Origin of the sequence: Mycobacterium sp. IS-1264, from assembly GCF_001954195.1 — a bacterium.
Lineage (GTDB): Bacteria > Actinomycetota > Actinomycetes > Mycobacteriales > Mycobacteriaceae > Mycobacterium.
In genome coordinates this window covers 1-20,896 of sequence record NZ_MBES01000080.1, presented here as the reverse complement: position 1 = coordinate 20,896, position 20,896 = coordinate 1, and the positions used below count along the sequence as shown (strand labels likewise).

General features: G+C 66.4%; 14 protein-coding genes and 1 pseudogene. 5 read left to right on the top strand and 10 right to left on the bottom strand.

Annotated elements, in window-relative coordinates:
• Positions 1-5: 5 nt before the first annotated feature.
• Complete coding sequence (locus A5744_RS21460) at positions 6-1,409, bottom strand: mechanosensitive ion channel family protein (RefSeq protein WP_076064392.1); 1,404 nt, start codon at positions 1,407-1,409, stop codon at positions 6-8.
• Positions 1,409-3,628 (bottom strand): adenylate/guanylate cyclase domain-containing protein, encoded by a 2,220-nt coding sequence (locus A5744_RS21455; protein ID WP_076064391.1) that lies wholly within the window; start codon positions 3,626-3,628, stop codon positions 1,409-1,411. The genes A5744_RS21460 and A5744_RS21455 overlap by 1 nt, the downstream gene beginning before the upstream one ends.
• Positions 3,629-3,754: 126 nt before the next feature.
• Between A5744_RS21455 and A5744_RS21450 the strand changes: the two genes are divergently transcribed.
• Entirely contained in the window at positions 3,755-4,621 is an 867-nt protein-coding gene (locus A5744_RS21450; protein WP_076064390.1) for a ribokinase, read from the top strand.
• A gap of 10 nt (positions 4,622-4,631) precedes the next feature.
• Here the strand turns inward: A5744_RS21450 and A5744_RS21445 are convergent, their stop codons facing one another.
• Complete coding sequence (locus A5744_RS21445) at positions 4,632-6,674, bottom strand: NAD(+) synthase (protein WP_076064389.1); 2,043 nt, start codon at positions 6,672-6,674, stop codon at positions 4,632-4,634.
• 58 nt (positions 6,675-6,732) lie between these two features.
• Between A5744_RS21445 and A5744_RS21440 the strand changes: the two genes are divergently transcribed.
• Together A5744_RS21440 and A5744_RS21435 are read left to right on the top strand one after the other, a co-directional pair.
• Positions 6,733-7,272, top strand: a complete 540-nt coding sequence (locus tag A5744_RS21440; RefSeq protein WP_076064388.1) for an isochorismatase family cysteine hydrolase — start codon at positions 6,733-6,735, stop codon at positions 7,270-7,272.
• A 137-nt stretch (positions 7,273-7,409) separates the two neighbouring features.
• On the top strand, positions 7,410-10,577 hold the full coding sequence (locus A5744_RS21435; protein WP_076064387.1) for an adenylate/guanylate cyclase domain-containing protein: 3,168 nt from the start codon (positions 7,410-7,412) through the stop codon (positions 10,575-10,577).
• Between the two features lie 117 nt (positions 10,578-10,694).
• Here A5744_RS21435 and A5744_RS21430 read toward each other — a convergent pair whose 3' ends face one another.
• Positions 10,695-12,200 (bottom strand): NAD(P)/FAD-dependent oxidoreductase, encoded by a 1,506-nt coding sequence (locus A5744_RS21430; RefSeq protein WP_076064416.1) that lies wholly within the window; start codon positions 12,198-12,200, stop codon positions 10,695-10,697.
• 155 nt (positions 12,201-12,355) lie between these two features.
• On the opposite strand from A5744_RS21430, the gene A5744_RS21425 reads away from it, so the two are divergent.
• Positions 12,356-13,210, top strand: coding sequence for an NAD-dependent deacetylase (locus tag A5744_RS21425; protein WP_076064386.1), 855 nt, complete (start codon positions 12,356-12,358; stop codon positions 13,208-13,210).
• A gap of 77 nt (positions 13,211-13,287) precedes the next feature.
• On the opposite strand, the gene A5744_RS21420 is transcribed toward A5744_RS21425, so the two are convergent.
• Positions 13,288-14,547: a cytochrome P450 gene (locus A5744_RS21420; RefSeq protein WP_076064385.1), complete on the bottom strand. Its 1,260-nt coding sequence runs from the start codon at positions 14,545-14,547 to the stop codon at positions 13,288-13,290.
• Positions 14,548-14,639: 92 nt separating this feature from the next.
• Here A5744_RS21420 and A5744_RS21415 point away from each other — a divergent pair, with 92 nt between their 5' ends.
• Entirely contained in the window at positions 14,640-15,290 is a 651-nt protein-coding gene (locus A5744_RS21415; RefSeq protein WP_076064384.1) for a TetR/AcrR family transcriptional regulator, read from the top strand.
• 1 nt (position 15,291) lies between these two features.
• Here A5744_RS21415 and proB read toward each other — a convergent pair whose 3' ends face one another.
• The 5 genes and pseudogenes from proB to A5744_RS21390 form a co-directional block, all read right to left on the bottom strand.
• The gene (gene proB, locus A5744_RS21410; RefSeq protein WP_076064383.1) at positions 15,292-16,395 is read right to left on the bottom strand and encodes a glutamate 5-kinase; all 1,104 of its coding nucleotides are present in this window, start codon (positions 16,393-16,395) and stop codon (positions 15,292-15,294) included.
• Positions 16,392-17,846 (bottom strand): GTPase ObgE, encoded by a 1,455-nt coding sequence (obgE, locus tag A5744_RS21405; RefSeq protein ID WP_076064382.1) that lies wholly within the window; start codon positions 17,844-17,846, stop codon positions 16,392-16,394. Before obgE ends, proB begins: the two co-directional genes overlap by 4 nt.
• 42 nt (positions 17,847-17,888) lie before the next feature.
• Complete coding sequence (gene rpmA / locus A5744_RS21400; RefSeq protein ID WP_076064381.1) at positions 17,889-18,155, bottom strand: 50S ribosomal protein L27; 267 nt, start codon at positions 18,153-18,155, stop codon at positions 17,889-17,891.
• A gap of 14 nt (positions 18,156-18,169) precedes the next feature.
• Entirely contained in the window at positions 18,170-18,481 is a 312-nt protein-coding gene (gene rplU, locus A5744_RS21395) for a 50S ribosomal protein L21 (RefSeq protein WP_076064380.1), read from the bottom strand.
• A 188-nt stretch (positions 18,482-18,669) separates the two neighbouring features.
• Positions 18,670-20,829: pseudogene (locus tag A5744_RS21390) on the bottom strand (Rne/Rng family ribonuclease); the annotation flags it as partial.
• Positions 20,830-20,896: the final 67 nt, after the last annotated feature.

The window sequence follows — 20,896 nt, the reverse complement described above, 5'->3', positions numbered from 1 at the left end:
GCGGCTCAGGCGACGCGCTCACCGCGCCGGGCCTGCCGCACCTTGCTTTGACGTTCTTCGAGGATGTGGCCAAAGTTCTGTAGCAGCAACGGTTCACGCATGACGAGATGCTCGAGGTGTTCCCGATCGATCTCCAATGCGGTCACTTCGTCGAGCGCATACGCGCTCGCGGTGTTCGGTTGCCGAGTCAGCGCCGTCAACCCGAGGAACGAGCCCTCGACCAGCGTGCTGATCGGCACCACCGACCCGTCGTCGGCTGTCGCGATGAGCTGAACGCGCCCCGCGACCACGAACGTCATCCCGTCGGGTACCTGGCCGACGTACTCCACGGTTTCGTCGGCGCCGTATCGGACGAGCCTGGCGGAGGAATACAGCGATCGCTGCTCGTCGGTGTTGAGCCGCAATGCCGGTGCCACCACGGTGCGCACCGCTTTCTCGACACGCTCGATGGTCGAGTAGTCGTCGTCGCAGTTGTCCAGGTGCAGCTCTTCCCGCCGTGCGGCATACCAGATCCAGCGCAGAAACGTCGTGCGCGCGGCGCCATCGTCGGCCGGTGAGCCCAACCGGATGGTGGTTCGGTATTCGCCGCCGCCGATCGGCACCGAGCGCGGCACGCCGTCGCTCATGAGCTGCGGTAGCCCGAGGGCGACCCGCGACAGCATCGCGCAAACGCGGTCGGGCGGGTCGGCCACCGAAAATGTGGTCGTGATCGCCAATTTGTGCGAGCCCGGCGGGCGGCTGAGGTTGGTGAACGCCGTCGTGGCGAGTACCGAGTTCGGCGTGATCCGCATCCCGCTGCCGGTGTCGATGTGCACGGCCCGCCAGTTCACTTCGATGACACGCCCCCGCACCGTCCCGGTGTCCAGCCAGTCGTTGATCCGGAAGGGCTGCTCGAACAGCATGAACAAGCCCGAGACGATCTGGCCGACGGAGTTCTGCAGCATCAGGCCGATGACGACCGACGTCACGCCGAGCGCGGTGAACAAGCCGCCGACGCGGACGCCCCAGATGTAGGACAGGATCAGAACCAGGCCCACACCGATCAGGGCGAAGCGTGCGACGTCGAGGAAGATCGCGGGCAGCCGTTTGCGCCAGCTCTCTTCGGGCGCGTTCGCAAACACGGTGGCGTTGAACCCGGACAGCAGCAGCACCAGCACCAGGAAGCCGAACAGCGTGGTGAGCATCCGCACGGGGACATCTCGGGCCGGGATCTCCGAGGCCTTAACGAGCAACAGCAGCAGTGCGCCCAGCGGCAGCAGGTAGTTGCGCAGCAGGCTTACCTGCCTGGCCAGGTGGCTATGCCGGCGGGCGAGCGTTTGCTGCAGCTCGGTCAGGATGATCAGCCCGACCGGAAACCCGACCGCGATACCGATCGACCAGTAGAACCACGAGGAGTGAAACGTGTTCATCATCGCTCCGAGAGGCGGTACATCGGTTGGTCGGTTCCGCCGACCGAAATCGTTCCGGCGGGCGTGAACTGGCGCACGTCCCGCATCGCTTCGTAGACCTGGGAGCTGACATAGATGCCGGGTTGCGGTGCGCCCCTGTGCATTTGGTATGCCAGGCTTACTGCGGCCCCCCACATGTCGTAGACCAGGCTCGAGCCGCCGACCAGTCCGCTGATCACGTTGCCGGTGTTGATGCCAACCCGAAGGCCAAGCTCGTGACCGGTCTGGCTGTTGAAGCGATCGATGATGCGACGCATTTCGGCCGCGAAGTCCACGCTTCGGTGAATGCTGTCCAGGCGCGGGGTGATCACTCCGCAGGTGGCCAGGTAGCTGTTGTGGAACGTGCGGATCCGTTCCACGCCAAGCGTTTCGGCCGCGGAATCAAACTGGCGGAACAGGTCTTCGACGATGCCGACCAATTCATGGCCCGCAAGGTCGTTGGACAGCTCGTCGAGCCCGACGATGTCGGCGAAGATGATGGCGACGTCCTGATGTTTCTGCGCGATGGTCGCCTCACCGTCGCGATAGCGCTGGACAACCGACTCGGGCATCAGCGTCAGCAGCAGGCGATTGTTTTCGTTGCGTTGCTCGTTGAGCAGTTCTTCCTTGATCGCGAGATTGCGGCTCATTTCATTGAAAGCCGCAGTGAGCTCGCTGATTTCGTCGTGTCCCCGTGCCGGAATGTTGATGTCGTAGTCGCCCGAGCTGATTTTTCGCGTGCCCTCCTCGAGGCGCCGGACCGGTCGCACCGCCGCCTGGGCGATGAACATCGACGCCACGCAGATGACGAAAACCAGTGTGGTGACCGCAATGACGAGGGTCTTGCTGAAGTGGCCCAGCCGCGCGAAGGCGTCGGAGTCGTCGCGCGTCGCCAGGATCGACCAGTGCAGGTCGGAGTTGGCAATGTTCAGCGGAGCGTACGCTTCCAATTCCCTGTTACCGGTGTAATCGGTGCCGGTGACGACTCCAGTTTCCCCGCGTTGGGCGGCGCGCAGACCGGCGCTTGCGACCGGCTGCACCAGCGTCGTGCCGCCCAACCGGATCGCCCGGTCCACGACGTCGGGCGGGGTGCCGGCGGCGATGGCCTCGCGCCGGTACTCTTGCGGGTCCTCCAGGAAAAGCCGTGAATCGGAACGCATCAAGTTGTCGGGGCCGGCCAGATACGTCTCCGTCGAGGGGCCCATGCCGGCGGCTTGCCACTGCTTGTTGGCGGTCATGATCCGGTTGATCTTGGAGATCGGCAGCGGCAGCGCCATCACGCCGTCGACCTTGCCGTTCATGCCCACCGGAGACACCACCCACGCCGTCGGCGCGTCGAGCTGCGGCTGATACGGCTGGAAGTCGGTGATCCAGACGAACTCTACGTCGTTGGAGCGCAACGCTTTTTCGTACGCTTCGCGCAGGTTTGATTCGCGATACGGGCCGGTCAGGATATTGGTGCCGAGGTCGGGCCCTTTCATGACGCTGTAGACGACGTTGCCCTGCAGGTCGATCAGCAGCGCGTCCTTGTATTCGAAGCGGGTGACGATGTCTCGGAGGTAGAAGTCGAAGCGGGCATTGGCCGCCGTCCATGCGCTGCCGTCACCGGCATCCGCGACGGGCAATGCGTCGGCGGCCGGCCGGGGCGGTGCGGTGTAGTGCGCCTGAAGGTATTTCTGCGAGGGCGAACTCGGCAGCACCGCGTTGACGTCGATCATGTCGCCGGTCGTGCGCTTGATCGGCTGAATCATTTGAGTGTCGTAGTAATTGACGAGTTCCTGCTGCTGCGCGGGTGTGATCGTGGCGTTGGCCAATTGGTTAAAGCCCGCCGTAAGCGCCGCCGTTGCCTCGTTGATGCTGAATCCGCTGCTGTAGACGACCAGCGAATTCGTCACTTCCCGGAACAGCGCCTCCATCTGCCGCCGCTGCGACTCGCGCAATTCGATCAGCCGCTCGGACTCGACCTGCCGCAACGCGCCGCGGCCGGTCAAGGCCCCGATGAGACCGATCACCGCGACGCCGAGGATGCCCGCGAGCAGCATCGCCACCAAGATCTTGGACTGGATGCCGAACCGGAAACGGCGCCACACAAACGGCCGCCGCGCGCCCCAGGGGGTCTTTTGGCCGGGGGCGGATTCCGGCGCGGCTTCCCTCGCCGTATCGGGGGCCGGCTCGGTGTCTTTTAGCTCGCTCGACGTCAATGCCTTCCGCCTTTCTGGATTCGGCATCGCTAACGCAGCAGAGTAGCGCGCGGAACTCAAGAAATTGGCGTTTGCACTAAGCGTTCAACGTCGAAACGCGGGACGGACGCGACTAACGTCGGTGGAATGGCACGCGTTTGTGTCGTCGGCAGCGTGAACATGGACCTGACGTTCGACGTCAATGCCCTGCCCCGGCCTGGCGAGACGGTGTTGGCGTCGTCGCTGACCTACGCGCCCGGCGGCAAGGGCGGCAACCAAGCGGTCGCCGCCGCTCGCGCCGGCGCAAGCGTGCAATTCGTCGGCGCCCTCGGCGACGATCCGGCCGCCGAACAGTTACGGACGCACCTCTCGGTCAACGGGGTTGGGCTCGACGGCACCATCGCGGTACACGGACCGAGCGGAACGGCGATCATCGTCGTCGACGCCGCCGCGGAGAACACCATCGTGGTGGCACCGGGCGCTAACGGGCGATTGATGTTGGCCGGCGCCGCGCGCTCGGTGATCACCGGTTGCGACGTGTTGTTGACCCAGTTGGAAATTCCGGTTCCGACGGCGGTGGCCGGCGCTCGTGCGGCGCGGTCCGCGGGAGCCGTCGTCATGGTCAATGCCTCACCGGCCGGCCAGGACCAAAGCTCGCTGGCCGAGCTGGCCTCCGTTGCGGACGTGGTGATCGCCAACGAAGCCGAAGCCGATGAATGGCCTTGGCGCCCAACCTACTTGGTGACCACCTTGGGTGCGCGCGGAGCGAGCTGCGTCAGCGCCGACGACGAGTTCTGGGTACCCGCCCCGGCCGTCAAAGCGGTGGACACCACCGGTGCCGGCGACGTCTTCGCCGGAGTGCTGGCCGCGAACTGGCCACGCCATCCGGGGGTGCGAGCCGAGCGGCTGCGGGCGCTGCAGTGCGCCTGCGCCGCCGCCGCGCTGTCGACACTGGTTGCGGGTGCCGGCGACTGCGCACCGGATGCCGCCGCGATCGAGGCCGCGCTGCGCTAGTGAGCGTTCCCTAGTCTTCGGGCACTTCGCGCTCGATCTCGTCGAGCCAGATCCGCGCGGACATGTCGGATGGAGCACGCCAATCCCCGCGCGGCGATAGCGCACCGCCGTGAGACACCTTGGGCCCGTTGGGCAATGCCGAGCGCTTGAACTGGCTGAACGAGTAGAACCGCTGCACAAAGACGCCCAGCCAGTGCCGGATCTCCTTGAGCGAATAGGACGGTCGCTTGTCCTCGGGGAATCCGGAAGGCCACGTGCCACGCTCGGGATCGCTCCACGCATGCCAGGCCAGAAACGCGATCTTCGACGGCCGGAATCCGAAGCGCAGGACGTGGAACAGCGAAAAGTCTTGCAGGGCAAACGGCCCGACCTTCGCCTCGCTGCTCTGCAGCTCCTCCTCTTCACCGCTGGGGACGAGTTCCGGGGTGATCTCGGTGTCGAGCACCGACTGCAGCACCTCGCACACGTCAGATTCGAATTGCCCCGACGAGATGACCCAGCGGATCAGGTGCTGGATGAGGGTCTTGGGGACGCCAGCATTGACGTTGTAGTGCGACATCTGGTCGCCGACACCGTATGTCGACCAGCCCAGCCCGAGCTCGGAGAGATCACCGGTGCCCAGCACGATGCCGCCGCGCTGGTTTGCCAGCCGGAACAGGTAGTCGGTGCGCAATCCGGCCTGGACGTTCTCGAATGTGACGTCGTAGACCTTTTCGCCACGCGAGAACGGGTGATCGATCTCCTTGAGCATCAGTGCCGCGGTGTCGCGGATGTCGATCTCGGAGAAGGTGACACCGAGCGCGCGGCACAGCTCGATCGCGTTGCGCTTGGTGCGGTCTCCGGTGGCGAAGCCGGGCAGCGTGAAGGCCAGGATGTCGCTGCGCGGCCGTTCTTCGCGGTCCATCGCGCGCGCCGCGACGATCAGCGCGTGCGTCGAATCCAGCCCGCCGGAAATGCCGATGACGACCTTCGGGTAGTCCAGGGCACGCAGCCGCTGTTCCAGCCCGGCGACCTGGATGTTGTACGCCTCGTAGCAATCCTGTTGCAGCCGTTGCGGATCGGCGGGAACGAACGGAAAGCGCTCGACCACGCGCCGCAGCCCGATGTCGCCGGCCGGCGGGTCCAGCCCGAACTCGATGCGGCGGAATGACTCCGCCGACACGCGATGGTGACGGCGGTTGTCGTCGAACGTCCCCATCCGCAACCGCTCGGAGCGCAACAGCCCGAGGTCGACGTCGGCGACCGACCGCCGCTCCCCTTTGGGGAAGCGCTCGGACGAGGCCAGCTGCACGCCGTTCTCCCAGATCATCGTCTGGCCGTCCCAGGCCAGGTCGGTGGTGGATTCGCCCTCGCCCGCTGCGGCGTAGACGTAGGCGGCCAGGCACCGGGACGATGCCGAGCGGGCCAGCAGGCAGCGGTCCTCGGCGCGACCGATCGTGATCGGGCTGCCGGACAAGTTCGCCAGCACCGTGGCACCCGCCAAGGCCGCCTCCGCGCTGGGCGGGATCGGCACGAACATGTCCTCGCAGATTTCGACGTGCAGTACAAAGTCGGGTAGGTCGGACGCGGCGAACAGCAGATCGGGACCGAACGGAGCCTCGATATCGCCGAACCGGATGACGCCGCGCTCGTCGTCCCCCGGCGAGATCTGTCGGCGCTCGTAGAACTCGCGGTAGGTCGGCAGGTACGACTTGGGCGCCACCCCCAGCACCACACCCCGGTGGATGACGACGGCGGTGTTGTAGATGCGCTGCCCGTATCGCAGCGGGGCGCCGACCACCAGCACCGGCAACAGATCGGCCGAGGCGGCGACGATGTCGGAAACGGCGGCTTCGACGTCGTCGAGCAACAGGTCTTGCAGCACGATGTCTTCGATCGAGTAACCGGACAGCGTCAGCTCCGGGAAGACGGCCAGGGCTACGCCGTCGTCGTGGCACTCGCGCGCCAACCGCAGGACCGACTCGGCATTGGCCGCCGGATCGCCGATCGTGGTGTGGTGCGTGCACGCGGCGACCCGGACAAAGCCCTGGCTGTAGCAGTTGTAAAAGTCCATCGCCCTTCCATTGTCGCCTGGCCAGTGTCAATAAGCACGCGCCGGGTATCCACAACAGATGAGCGACACCGCCGTCGTCGTGATCGACATGATGAACACCTATCAGCATCCCGATGCTGAAGATCTAATACCCAATGTCGGCAAGATCATCGATCCGCTAGCCGATTTGGTCCGGCGCGCACGCGAATCCGGCGGCGTCGACCTGGTGTACGTCAACGACAACTACGGCGATTTCACCGCCCAGTTCTCCGACATCGTTCGCTCCGCCCTCGACGGCGCGCGGCCCGATCTGGTGAAACCGATCGTGCCGTCCGGGGATTGCCGCGTCATGACCAAGGTCCGGCACAGCGCCTTCTACGCCACGGCGCTGGCTTATCTGCTCGCCCGCCTCGAGACCAAGCGGTTGATCCTGACCGGCCAGGTCACCGAGCAGTGCATCCTGTACACGGCGCTCGATGCCTACGTGCGCCACTTCCAGGTGGTGATTCCCACCGACGGAGTCGCCCACATCGACGCCGACCTGGGCGCGGCGGCGCTGAAGATGATGGAGCAGAACATGTCCGCCGAACTCACCACCGCGGCCGACTGCCTCGGCTGAGCGCCGGAGAGCACTGGCCGCAAAATCTTCGCGTCGGCGTCACCGATGTGAAGCCGATCCGTCCTAGTGGAGTGTCCAACGGCCTATCCTTTGAGGACCACTGCACATGCTGGAGACCAGGATTGGCGGAGGGTCGGATGGCGGCAGGAGCAGTGTGCCGGACGTGCGGCACCGAGGCGCTGGAGCACGCGCGGTTTTGCCATGAGTGCGGCGCAGCGCTTACCGCGGCCGACACGCACGCGGAGTACAAGCAAGTAACCGTGCTGTTCGCAGATGTGGTGCATTCGATGGATATCGCGGCAGCCTTGGGTGCCGAGCGGTTGCGGGAGATCATGACGGAGCTGGTGGACCGCGCAAGTATCGCTGTCCGGCGGTTCGGAGGCACGGTAGATAAGTTCACCGGCGACGGAATCATGGCGGTGTTCGGTGCGCCGGTCGCGTTGGAGGACCACGCTGTGCGCGGTTGTCTTGCGGCGCTGGGGATCCAGGCGGAGACAGCGAGACTTGCGGCAGAGGTCAAGGCGCGCGACGGCGCCGTCTTGCAGCTGCGTGTGGGTCTGAGCTCCGGGCAGGTGATTGCCGGCGAAATCGGTTCGGTTGCTTTGGGTTACACAGCCATCGGCGAACAAGTCGGGATGGCCCAGCGGATGGAATCCGCCGCCCCACCGGGCGGGGTGATGCTCAGCGGCTCAACGGTGCGCCTTGTCGAGGACGCGACGACTCTCGGCGAATCAGAGCTGGTCCAGATCAAGGGAGCCAAGGGGCCGGTTCGCGCCCGTCGGCTGTTGGGCATGCGTGAAGGACATCGCCCAGCCGGACGTCCTGAATCGAAGCTGATCGATCGGCAATGGGAGCTGTCCGCTGTCGGGGATCTGCTAGAGCGCGCCGTCGCTGGCAACGGCACGGTGGTGACCGTGGTCGGATCGCCGGGCATCGGCAAAAGCCGGCTGGCTCGCGAGGTCACCGCGCTGGCCGCCGCTCGGGGCATGGACGCATTCACCGCGCACTGCGAGTCGCACGCCAATGATGTCCCTTTTTACACAGTGGCCCGGCTACTGCGTGTGGCTATTGGCGTCAGTGAGCTGGATGGCCCGGCCGCCCGCTCGCAGGTACAGGCGCGGATGCCCGGCGCGGACCCCGAGGATCTGTTACTCGTCTACGACCTGCTGGGCATCGCCGATGCCGGTGTGGAGCTGCCGCTGATCGACCCCGACGCGCGGCGGCGGCGTTTGACCGCGCTGGTCAATGCCGCCTCGCTCACACGCAAAGCCCCGTCGGTTTACGTCATTGAGGACGTGCATTGGATCGATGAGGTCAGCGAGTCGATGCTGGTCGACTTTCTGACCGTCATCCCGCAGACGCCCTCGCTGGTAATCATCACCTACCGCCCCGAATATCGCGCCGCGCTGAGCCGGGTGTCCGGCGCACAGACCCTCGCCCTCGAGCCACTGAGCGGACCGGAGACCGCAGCGCTGGTCTCGCACCTCCTCGGGCCGGACCCGTCGGTCGGGGGATTGGCCACGATGATCACCAAGCAGGCCGCCGGCAATCCGTTCTTTGCGGAGGAGATGGTGCGGGAACTGGCGGAGCGCGGCGTGCTGCATGGAAGCCGCGGCGCCTACGTGTCGACGGCACAAGTCGCCGAGGTCAGTGTGCCGGCGACGTTGCAGGCGACCATCGCCGCGCGCATCGACCGCCTCGATCCGCGCGCCAAGCACACACTGAGCGCGGCTGCGGTCATCGGCTCGCGGTTCAGCCAGCCCCTGCTCGAAACGCTAGGGGTCGATCCTGCGCTGGAGGGCCTCGTGATCGGCGGCATGATCGATCGCATCCGATTCACGCGACAGCGAGAGTACGTGTTCCACCATCCGCTGATCCGCGCCGTGGCCTACGAATCACAACTCAAATCCGATCGCGCCGAGCTGCACCGTCGGGTCGCCTCCGCGATCCAAGCTCGCGAGCCGGAATCGGTGGATCAGAACGCTGCGGCAATCGCCGAGCACCTGGAGTCCGCCGGTGACCTCTACGCCGCCTATGACTGGCACATGCGGGCGGCCACTTGGGCCAGCGCTCGTGACATCGCCGCGGCGCAAACCAGCTGGCGGCGCGCACGTGAGGTCGCCGATCGGATTCCCGCCGACCACCCGGATCGGATGTCGGTGCGCATTGCCCCGCGCACGATGTTGTGTGGAACCGCGTGGCGAATCACTAGCGCTGACACCGGTTTCGACGAGTTGCGTGACCTGTGCACAGCCGCCGGCGACCAGCGGTCGCTCGCCATCGGCATGGCGGGGCTGGTGATAGCCCACTACATGAACGCGCAGCGCCGGGAGGCTTCGCGCCTTGCCGGCGAACTCGCCGAACTGCTCGAGTCGATCGCAGATCCGACGCTGACCGTCGCTCTGGCATTTCCGGCAATGCTCGCGAAGTACGAGACCGGCGAAATGGCCGACGTCTTACGCTTGGCGCAACTGGTTGTCGAACTCGCTGAGGGTGACCCCGCCAGGGGGAACCTGGTGTTCCCATCTCCATTGACATTCGCCATCGGAATGCGGGGCGTCGCCCGCTGCTTCCTCGGAATCCCCGGCTGGAAGAGCGATTTCGACGAGGCCTTGGCTATGGCTCATGAACGCTTGGGTGACCCGACGATACTTGCCGGGGTGATGTGGTTCACGCACCCTCACGGGATCGCGGCCGGCGTGCTGCTGCCGAGCGCGACGGCCGTACGCGATACGTCCGAATTCCTATCAGTAGCAGAGAAGTTCGGCGATAACCTTGCGCTCGAGATCGCCCAAATCGTTCGCGGCATCGTTCTTCTCCATCAGGGCGGCAAACATCGTGAACCTGGCCTAGCTCTTTTAGAGAGGGTGCGAGAGAGATTGTTAACGGAGCGATTTGGGTTGATAGGTCTGCCGATTATGGAGATCCACATCGCAAGGGATAGGGCCAAATTGGGCGATCTTGACGGCGCCATCGAATCCGCCAACGCTGTGGTTGACAACCTGTCCGCTTCGAATGGCTCCATCTGGGATGCTTTGGCGATCGCGGTATTGGTTGAAGCGCTATTGAAACGAGCGGGCGACGGCGACCTTGAGGCAGCGCGGACCGCGATCGAACGCCTGGCGGTCATTCAGGCCGACCCGGGGTTGGTGCTGCATGAGGTCTGGCTATTGCGGCTGCGTTCCTTGCTAGCGCAAGCGAATGGCGACGCCGCGGCTTATAAGCACTTCCGGGACCGCTACCGCGACATCGCCGCAAGGCTCGAGTTCGAGGGCCACATCGCATGGGCTGAGGCGATGCCATGACGGCTATCGGTCACGAGGCATACCCGTAGTCTCGACTACATAACCGCCACCCTCGCAGAATCGCCGAGAAGCTCAGCCCTGAGCCCGCCGCCGCGATGGCCTATCGCCCGTCGAGACTCATCCACTGGCCGAGCGCGGCGCGCTGAGCGGCTCCCGGCGTTCGGCCTGGGCACGGCCGAAGACCATTGAGTCCTCGATGCGCTCGAAGCGCCTGCTGAGCACGTCACTCAAAAAGTTATGGCTCACCTTCCACGGTCGACGCGTGCCGGATTTCGGGTGCACATGTCGACCACGCTTCACGTAACCCGATTCCAGATGGAACGTCGGCTGCTCAGGCATCTCCGTTTCGCCCAGATGCGGATATGCGTGGGTGTAGCCGCGAGAGTTCATGTACTCCAATAGTTTTGCGACGGACCGTGCAGTCAGGTCGGCGCCCAATGTCCAGGACGCGTTGATGTAGCCGAAGCTCCAGGCCATGTTCGGAACATCTTCGAGCATGTGTCGCCTGTACAGGAAGTGCTCGTGGGGATCGATCTGCTGGCCGTCGATGCTGACGGTGACGCCGCCCAGCGCCTGCAACCGCAGCCCGGTCGCCGTGATAACGATGTCGGCTTCGATGCGCCGCCCCGACTTCAGCGCGATGCCGGTGGCGTCGAAGTGATCGATGTGGTCGGTCACCACCTCGACCTTGCCGTCACTGATCGCCTTGTACAGGTCACCCTCCACGATGAAGCACAAGCGCTGATCCCACGGGTCGTACGGCGGCGTGAAGTGGGTGTCGATCGGATAGCCTTCGGGCAGATTGCGTTCCGCGATGCGGCGCAGCGCCCGCTTGCTGAATTCTGGCGTCTTGCGCGCGACAACCCACATCAGCTGAGCGACGAATGCGTTGCGCCACCGAACGATCCAGTGAGCGACCCGCAGCGGCAACGCTTTTCGCAGCGCAATCGCCGTCGGCTCCTTTTTCACCGCGGAGATCATGTAGGACGGCGTGCGTTGCAGCATCGTGACGTGCGCCGCTTTTTCGGCTAACGACGGGATCAGACTGACCGCCGTGGCACCGCTGCCGATGACCACGATCCGCTTGCCGGCATACTCGAATGACTCTGGCCAGTGTTGCGGGTGGATCACCTCTCCGGCGAAATCCGCAATACCTGGGAACGTCGGGTTGTACGGATTGTCATAGTCGTAATAGCCCGTCCCGAAGAACAGGAATCGGCATCGGTACGTCTTTTCGGCGCCGTCCCGCCCGGTCTGCACCGTCCAGGTGTCGGTGTCGGAGCTCCAGTCCGCCGAACGCACGTAGGTGTCGAATCGGATGTGCTCGTCGATGTGATGCTTGCGCGCCGTCTCGTCCAGATACTCCCAGATGTTGTCACCGTCGACGATCATCTCGGGCCGCGTCCAGGGCTCCCACGGAAAGCAGAGCGTGTAGATATCGCTGTCGGAACGCACGCCCGGATAGCGGAACAGGTCCCACGTTCCGCCGACTCGCGCACGCCGTTCGAGTACCGCATAACTCAGCTGCGGATTGCGCTCGTGTATGCGGTGGGCAGCACCGATGCCCGAGAATCCGGCGCCGATGATCAGCACGTCGAAGTACTCGGCGACATTCGGAGCCATGTCACCCACCATAAGCCGAGGTCAGTATCGACGCCATCATCCCGTCTCGGCTAACGCACCGGGGCGAGCGTGCGCAGAATGCCGGCACTGGCGGTGTGTCGGTGTGCAGACAAGCGCGCTCGCGCAGGCATCGCAGCAGTGGCTAGCCTTGAGCCGTGGACGCTCCGGAGTTGGTCGCGCTGTTGGCGGGGCGCCGGGTCGCGGTGCTCACGGGCGCGGGGATTTCCACCGACTCGGGCATTCCCGACTATCGTGGCCCCGATTCGCCGCCCAGCAACCCCATGACCATCGGCCAGTTCACGTCGGATCCGGTGTTCCGGCAGCGATACTGGGCGCGCAACCATGTCGGCTGGCGGCACATGGATGACACGCAGCCCAACGCCGGGCACCGTGCGTTGGGCGCGCTGGAGCGCGCCGGCGTGGTGACCGGAATCATCACCCAGAACGTCGACCTGCTGCACACCAAGGCCGGCAGCGCGAACGTGGTCAACTTGCACGGCACCTACGCCCAGGTGATCTGCCTGAGCTGCGGCTACACCATGAGCCGTGCCGCGCTAGCCGAACGACTCGAGGCGCTCAACCCCGGATTCATCGAGCGCGCCGAAGCCATCGGCGGGTTGGCGGTGGCGCCCGACGCCGACGCTGTTGTCGCCGATACCGCGTCGTTTCGCTACCTCGACTGCCCGCGCTGCGCCGGCATGCTCAAGCCCGACATCGTCTACTTTGGCGAGAGCGTGCCCAAAGATACTGTGGCCCAAGCTTACTCAGTGGTCGATCATGCCGAGGCGCTGCTGGTCGCGGGCTCGTCGCTGACGGTGTTCTCCGGCTACCGGTTCGTGCGTCACGCCGACACACTGGGCATACCGATCGCGATCGTCAACCGCGGCCCCACCCGCGGCGACGACCTAGCCACCGTCAAGGTCGACGGCGGGTGCTCGGAACTGCTGACGCTGTTGGCCTCCGAACTAGGGCGGGAACTGGGAGGGACGCTGTTAGCGCCGAGCCTGTAAATCTGCAGAAGAAGTTCGAGTGAGGGTCTGCAGATTTACAGGCTCGGCGTGGGGCCTCGACGAACTCTTGCAAACAATCAGAAGGTGCAGGGCATGCTGCGCACGGCGTGGATGAAATTGCCCGCCACGTAGGTCGGATCGCCCGCCTGGATGTCCGGCAGCTGCCGGAGCAGCTCGCCGAAGATGGCGCGCAGCTGCGCACGGGCCACGTGAGCCCCGAGGCAAAAGTGCAGTCCGCCGCCGCCAAAGCCGACGTGCGGGTTGGGGCTGCGGCTCAAGTCCAACCGCTCCGGATGGTCGAAGACCTCGGTGTCCCAGTTGCCGGACGAATAGAACATGACCACCTTCTCCCCCGCCAGGATGGACTGGCCGCCCAGCTCGAAATCCGTTGCGGCCGTGCGGCGGAAGGTCATCACCGGCGAGGCCCAGCGGACGAATTCCTCGACCGCGGTGCCGATCCTGTTGTCGAAATCCTCGAGCAGCCATGCCCTTTGGTCTCCGAAGTCGGTGAGCGCCTTCATCGCATGACTCGTGGTCTGGCGGGTTGTGTCGTTGGCCGCCACGGAAAGCAGCACGAAGAATGCGGCCACGTCGGCATCGGACAGCCGGTCGCCGTCCACCTCGGCGTTCACCAGGCCGCTGATCAGATCGTCGCCCGGGTGAGCGCGGCGCTCCGCGGCGAGCGCGCCGGCCACCTGATGCACGTAGATCTGGTTCTCGAACAGCACCTCCATCGGGTTGCGGCCGTCGAGGAAGTCCGGGTCGGCCCACGACACCATGGCATCGGTGGCGCGCGCCATGTGCTCACGCTCGGATTCCGGGATCCCGACCATGTCCGACAGCGTGCGAATGGGCAGTTCCTTGGCGCAGAGGTCGACGAAATCCGCGCCGCTGCCGGCCGCCCGCAGCTCGTCGACGATGGTCTTGGCGTTCGCCTGGATCGAATCCTCGATGCGGCGCACTTGGCGCGGGGTGAACGCGGCGCCGACAAGCTTGCGCAGCTTGGTATGCCGTGGCGGATCCATCGCAAGGAACGACTGCGACGCTTCGAGCAGCTCGACCGGGATGCTCTCGAACATCACGCCCTGGCCGGACAGAAACACCTCATTGTTGCGGCTGACCGCGACGATGTCCGTCCGTCTGGTGACGGCCCAATAGCCGGGATCGTCGGGATCGGGCATCAGGGCGTCCTCTACCGGCGGATGCCAGCTCACCGGGCGCTCGGCCCGCAGCACGGCGAACGCACGCTCCCGGTCCGCCGCGGTGGTGGACCAAAACGCGCGCGAGGACAAATCGATGGTGTCGTAGGCGCGGGCAGTGGCGGGCGTAGCCGTCATGGGATCCTCCAACGAACCGAAAGCCGTTCACCGACGATATGCCTAGACACTCTGTCTAGTCAATATGTTGAACTGTCGGTTATGCTCGGAAAATGCCGTCGGTCACCCGGAAGCCGCAGGCCAGGCGCGAGCAGACGCGCCAGCAGCGGCGCGAGCAGATGGAGCGCCGGTTGCTGGATGCCACCGAGCGGCTGATGCGCGACGGTGCCAGTTTCACCGAGCTCAGCGTGGACCGGCTGTCCACCGAGGCCGGCATTTCGCGGGCCAGCTTCTACATCTACTTCGAGGACAAGGGCCACCTGCTGCGCTGCCTCGCGGTCCAGGTATTCGGTGATCTTGTCGCCGGCGCCGAGCGCTGGTGGGGGGTTGCGCGGCGACGCGATCCAGACGCCGTGCGCGCCGCGATGACCGGCATCGTCGAAACCTATCGGCGTCACCAAGCGGTGCTAGTTGCCCTCAACGAGATGGCGGCCTACGACCCGGAAACGGGGCAGACGTACCGCGATCTGCTGACCGCCATCACCGCGCGCATGACTCGTGTCATTGAAGACGGCCAGGCCGACGGCGCAATCCGTCGCGAACTACCTGCCGCCACCACTGCTAGCGCACTGGTGTGGATGGTTGAGCGGGCGTGTCATCAGAACCTTCCGGTCAATCCGCGCGACTACGACGCAGAGCTGGCAGAGACACTGGCCGAGATCGCTTGGGGCGCACTGTATCTCAAGCCCATGCCAGCAAAATGAGCTAGACGGTCACCAAATCGTCGGCGTGCACCGCGGGACGGCGCAGCTCGCCGGGTAGCTCGGACGTGGACCGGCCCATCATGGTGGCCAGCTCGGCCGCGTCGTAGGCAACCACACCGCGTGCCACCACGGTCGTGTCCGGTCCGCGCAATTCGACGACATCTCCGGCGTAGAACCGGCCCGACACTGCGGTGATGCCCGCGGCGAGCAGCGAACGGCGTTGGTGCACCACCGCGCGCACCGCCCCCTCGTCGAGCGAGAGCGTGCCGGTCGATTCCGCGGCATAGCGCACCCAGAATCGGCGGGCCGACATCCGGGCGGGACGCGCGGCGAACACGGTTCCCGTCGCGGCGTCGGTGAGCGCCGTCGCGGCGTCGGTCGCGGCGGCCAGCAGCACCGGAACCCCGGCGTCGGCGGCCAGCAGCGCCGACGACACCTTCGACGCCATCCCCCCGGTGCCCAGGTGGCTGCCCGGGCCGGCAACCACGCCGTCCAGGTCCGCCGCCCCCGCCACCTCGGGAATGAAGCGCGCCGCCGGCACCTTCCGGGGATCGGAGTCGTAGAGGCCGTCGATGTCGGAGAGCAACACCAAGGCCTCGGCGCCGACCAGGTGAGCCACCAGCGCCGAGAGCCGATCGTTGTCGCCGAACCGGATCTCGTTGGTGGCCACCGTGTCGTTTTCGTTGACGATCGCCACCGCATGCAGCGCGCGCAAGCGATCCAGGGTGCGCTGCGCGTTGGTGTGTGAGGCCCGCAGCGAAATATCGTGTGCGGTCAGCAGCACCTGCCCGACCGTGCGGCCATAGCGCGCGAACGCCGCGCTCCAAGAATTCACTAGCGCGACCTGGCCGACGCTGGCGGCCGCCTGTTTGGTCGCCAAATCCTTTGGGCGACGGGCCAATCCGAGCGGATCGATGCCGGCGGCGATGGCGCCGGAGGACACGATGACGACGTCGGTGCCCGCTTTCATGCGCGCCTCTATCGCGTCGGCCAGTCCGGCCAACCGCCCGGCGTCGAACACCCCCTCTTGCGTGGTCAGGGCGTTCGTCCCTACCTTGACGACCAGACTGCGCGCGGTCCGGATGGCTTCTCGCTGCGCGCTCACGAGGCCCCACCGGTTTCGGGACCGTGCTCGCGCCGCTGACGCCGGGCGGCCTTGCGCTCCGCGGCGCCGACCCGCTCAGTGCGTTCCAGCCGCGCGTCGGTGCCGCGGCCCGACAGCGCGACCTGGTGGCCGGCGGGGGTTTGCGGCTCCCAGTCGAACGTCATCTCGCCGATGGTCACCGCGCATCCCGGTTGCGCGCCCAGCCGCAGCAGCTCCTCCTCGACACCGAGGCGCGCCAGCCGGTCCGCGAGATAGCCGACTGCCTCGTCGTTGTCGAAATTCGTTTGGCCCACCCAACGCTCGGGGCGCGCGCCGGTGACGGTGAAACCGCCGTGCCCGTCGGGCTCGACGGTGAAGCCGCTGTCGTCCACCGGCACCGGCCGGATCACCGGGCGCCGAACCACTGGCGCCGGTCGCGATGCGTTGTACTCCGAGATCATCGCCCAGAGCCCAAAGATCAACGGCTGCAACCCTTCCCGGGTTGCCGTTGATACCAGGAAAACCGGCCAGCCACGCTCGGCGATGTCGTCGCGGACGAACTCGGCTAGCTCACGCGCTTCCGGCACGTCAATCTTGTTGAGTACCACCGCTCGCGGCCGCTCGGCCAGGTCGACCAGCGCCGGATCCCCCTGCAGCGTGGGCGTATACGCCGCGAGCTCGGTCTCCAGCGCGTCGATGTCGGAGACGGGGTCGCGGCCGGGTTCCGCGGTCGCGCAGTCGACGACGTGCACCAGCACGGCACAGCGCTCGATGTGCCGGAGGAAATCCAGGCCCAGGCCGCGGCCCTGCGACGCGCCCGGTATCAGGCCGGGCACGTCGGCCACGGTGAATGCGTGCTCGCCGGCGGAGACCACGCCAAGGTTGGGAACCAGCGTGGTGAACGGGTAGTCGGCCACCTTGGGCTTCGCCGCCGAGATCACCGACACCAGCGAGGACTTCCCGGCGGACGGGAATCCGACCAGGCCGACATCCGCGACGGTTTTGAGTTCGAGGGTGAGGTCGCGAGCCTGGCCCGGCTCGCCGAGCAGCGCGAAGCCCGGGGCCTTGCGGGCCCGCGAGGCGAGTGCGGCGTTGCCCAGCCCGCCGCGACCACCGGCGGCAGCCTCGAAGCGGGTGCCCGCCCCCACCAGGTCGGCGAGCAGCCGCCCGTTTTCATCCAGCACGATGGTGCCGTCGGGCACCTTGACTTCCAGGTCCGCGCCGGCGGCGCCGTCGCGATTGTTGCCCATCCCCTGCTTGCCCGACGGCGCGGTGACGTGCGGATGGAAATGAAAGTCCAGCAGCGTATGCACCTGCGGGTCGACGATCAGGATGATGCTGCCGCCGCGGCCGCCGTTGCCGCCGTCCGGTCCGCCCAGCGGCTTGAATTTCTCGCGATGGACCGACGCGCAGCCGTTACCGCCGGAACCCGCCCGCGCGTGGATGACGACTCGATCGACAAACCGAGGCATCGGGGGTCCTCTCAGCTACCCGCATGCACGGGCGCAGCGACCTCAGTCGGTGGTCTGCCCGGCGGCGACGATGTTGACGGTCTTGCGGCCACGCTTGACGCCGAACACGACCGCACCGGCCGCCGTTGCAAACAACGTGTCGTCACCGCCGCGGCCCACGTTGTTGCCGGGGTGAAACTTGGTGCCGCGCTGGCGGACGATGATCTCCCCGGCCTTGACGACCTGGCCACCGAACCGCTTGACGCCCAGCCGCTGCGCGGCCGAATCGCGCCCGTTGCGCGAGCTCGATGCGCCCTTCTTGTGTGCCATATCTGTCGCCTCCGCTACTTGATCCCGGTGACCTTCAGGACCGTCAGCTGCTGACGGTGTCCCTGGCGCTTGTGGTAGCCGGTCTTGTTCTTGAACTTGTGGATGCGGATCTTGGGGCCCTTGGTGTGCTCGAGCACCTCACCGGTCACCGCGACCTTGGCCAGCGCCGCGGCATCCGAGGTGACCTTGGCCCCGTCGACGACGAGCGCGACCGGCAGCGACACCTTGGCGCCCGGCTCGGAGTCGAGCTTCTCGACCTTGACCACGTCTCCGACGGCGACCTTGTACTGCTTGCCGCCGGTCTTGACGATTGCGTAGGTCGCCATCGTGGGTGCACCTCTGTTTACTCGTGGGCACGCGTCACCGGTTGCGTGCGCGTGGTGGGTCTGGGTCACGGGAGTCTAGGGCGCGGGCCTTATCTCTCCCGCTGTCGTCGGCCCGGCAGGCCTGACGACAACTGTCCAAGGGTACGTGACCAGCGGCTACAGGGTCAAACCGGCTCGCCTGACCGCGGTCAGTCCACGTGGATCGGCGGGCCGGCCGGCCTACCCGCCGCGCGGCGCCGGCGCGGACGTCCCGCAACCACCCCGGGTTCCGCCCCGCCCGTCTCGGCGTCGGAGTCGTCGTCGGAATCCTCGACGTCCAGGTCGTCGTCGTCGAGGTCGAGATCCTCGTCATCGTCGTCGAGGTCCTCGTCATCGAGGTCCTCGTCGTCGAGCTCGTCCTCATCGTCTTCGTCGTCGGAGTCCTCGTCGGCCTCGTCAGACTCGTCGACGTCCTCGTCAGTGTCCTCGACGTCCTCGTCGGAGTCCTCGAGGTCGGTCCGGTCGGCGTCCTCGAGGCCGGCGGGAACCTTTTCCTCGGTCCGCTCGTCGATATCGGTGGTGGTGTCCGTGTCCTCATCGGATTCGCCGGTTTCGCCGTCGCCACGACCGGCTGCCATCGCCTTGAACATCGGGTGCTCGCCGGGAGCGTGCGCGGGCACCTTGGCCACCGCGGGCTCATCGGATCGACTCTTCTTCGATCGCTTGCCTCGCCGACCGCCGGATTCGGACTTGCGCCCGGTCGCGGGGGCCGAATCGACCGGGTCGCCGTGCAGCAGGAGCCCGCGCCCAGCGCAGTTCGGACAGGGTGTGGTGAACGCCTCGATCAGTCCGGTTCCCAACCGCTTGCGGGTCAGTTGCACCAGGCCCAGCGAAGTCACCTCCGACACCTGGTGGCGGGTGCGGTCGCGGGCCAGCGACTCGGTGAGCCGGCGCAGCACCAGGTCGCGGTTGGACTCCAGCACCATGTCGATGAAGTCGATGACGACGATGCCGCCGATGTCACGCAGCCGCAGCTGGCGGACGATCTCCTCGGCCGCCTCGAGGTTGTTCTTGGTGACCGTCTGCTCGAGGTTGCCGCCGGACCCGGTGAATTTCCCGGTGTTGACGTCGATCACCGTCATCGCCTCGGTCCGGTCGATGACCAGCGTGCCACCCGAGGGCAGCCACACCTTGCGGTCCAGCGCCTTGGCCAGTTGCTCGTCGATGCGGTGCACCGCGAACACATCCGGCCCGGCCGAATCGTCCGGCCCGGCGGCGGGCTCATACTTCGTGAGCTTCGAAACAAGTTCCGGGGCAACGGAATTCACGTACTCGTTGATCGTGTTCCACGCCTCATCACCGGAGACGATGAGGCCGGCGAAGTCCTCGTTGAACAGATCGCGGATGACCTTGACCAAGACATCGGGCTCTTCGTAGAGCGCCACGGCGGCGCCCGCTGCCTTCCCCTTGATCTCGGTCGCCTTGGCCTCGATCTGCTCCCAGCGCTCCTGCAGGCGGGTGACGTCCTTGCGGATGTCCTCTTCCTTGACGCCCTCCGACGCGGTGCGGATGATCACGCCGGCGTTCGACGGCACCACCTCCCGCAAGATCTCCTTCAGCCGCTGGCGTTCGGTGTCGGGCAGCTTGCGGCTGATCCCGGTCGAGGATGCACCCGGCACGTAAACCAGGTAGCGACCCGCCAGCGACACCTGCGTGGTCAGCCGGGCACCCTTGTGTCCGACGGGGTCCTTGCTGACCTGGACGACGACATAGTCGCCGGGCTTGAGCGCCTGCTCGATCTTGCGGTCGGCGCCACCCAGACCCGCGGCTTCCCAATTGACCTCGCCGGCGTAGAGCACGCCGTTGCGGCCGCGGCCGATGTCGACGAAGGCCGCCTCCATCGACGGCAACACGTTCTGCACGATGCCCAGGTAGATGTTGCCCACCAGGGAGGCCGACGCGGCCGAGGTGACGAAATGCTCGACGACGATGCCGTCCTCGAGCACCGCGATCTGCGTGTATCGCGCGCCCGGGTGCGGCGGTTCGGTGCGAACCCGGTCACGCACCACCATCATGCGTTCGACGGCCTCGCGCCGCGCCAGGAATTCCGCCTCGGTCAGCACCGGCGGGCGACGGCGCCCGGCATCGCGGCCGTCGCGGCGTCGTTGGCGCTTGGCCTCGAGTCGAGTGGAGCCGTTGATGCCCTTGATCTCGGCGGCGGCCGAGCCGTTGGAGTCATTGTCGTCGGCCTTGCCGGAGCGCGGGGCCCGCTCGTGCACGACGGTGTTGGGCGGATCGTCGGGTGACGGTCCGTCGTCGTTGTCGTCGCCCGAACCCGACTTGCGGCGCCGGGGGGCGCGGCGGGGGCGGGGTGGCGGGGGGGGGCGGCCGGGGGGGGGGGGGCGGGGGGGGGGGGGGGGGGGGGGGGGGGGGGGG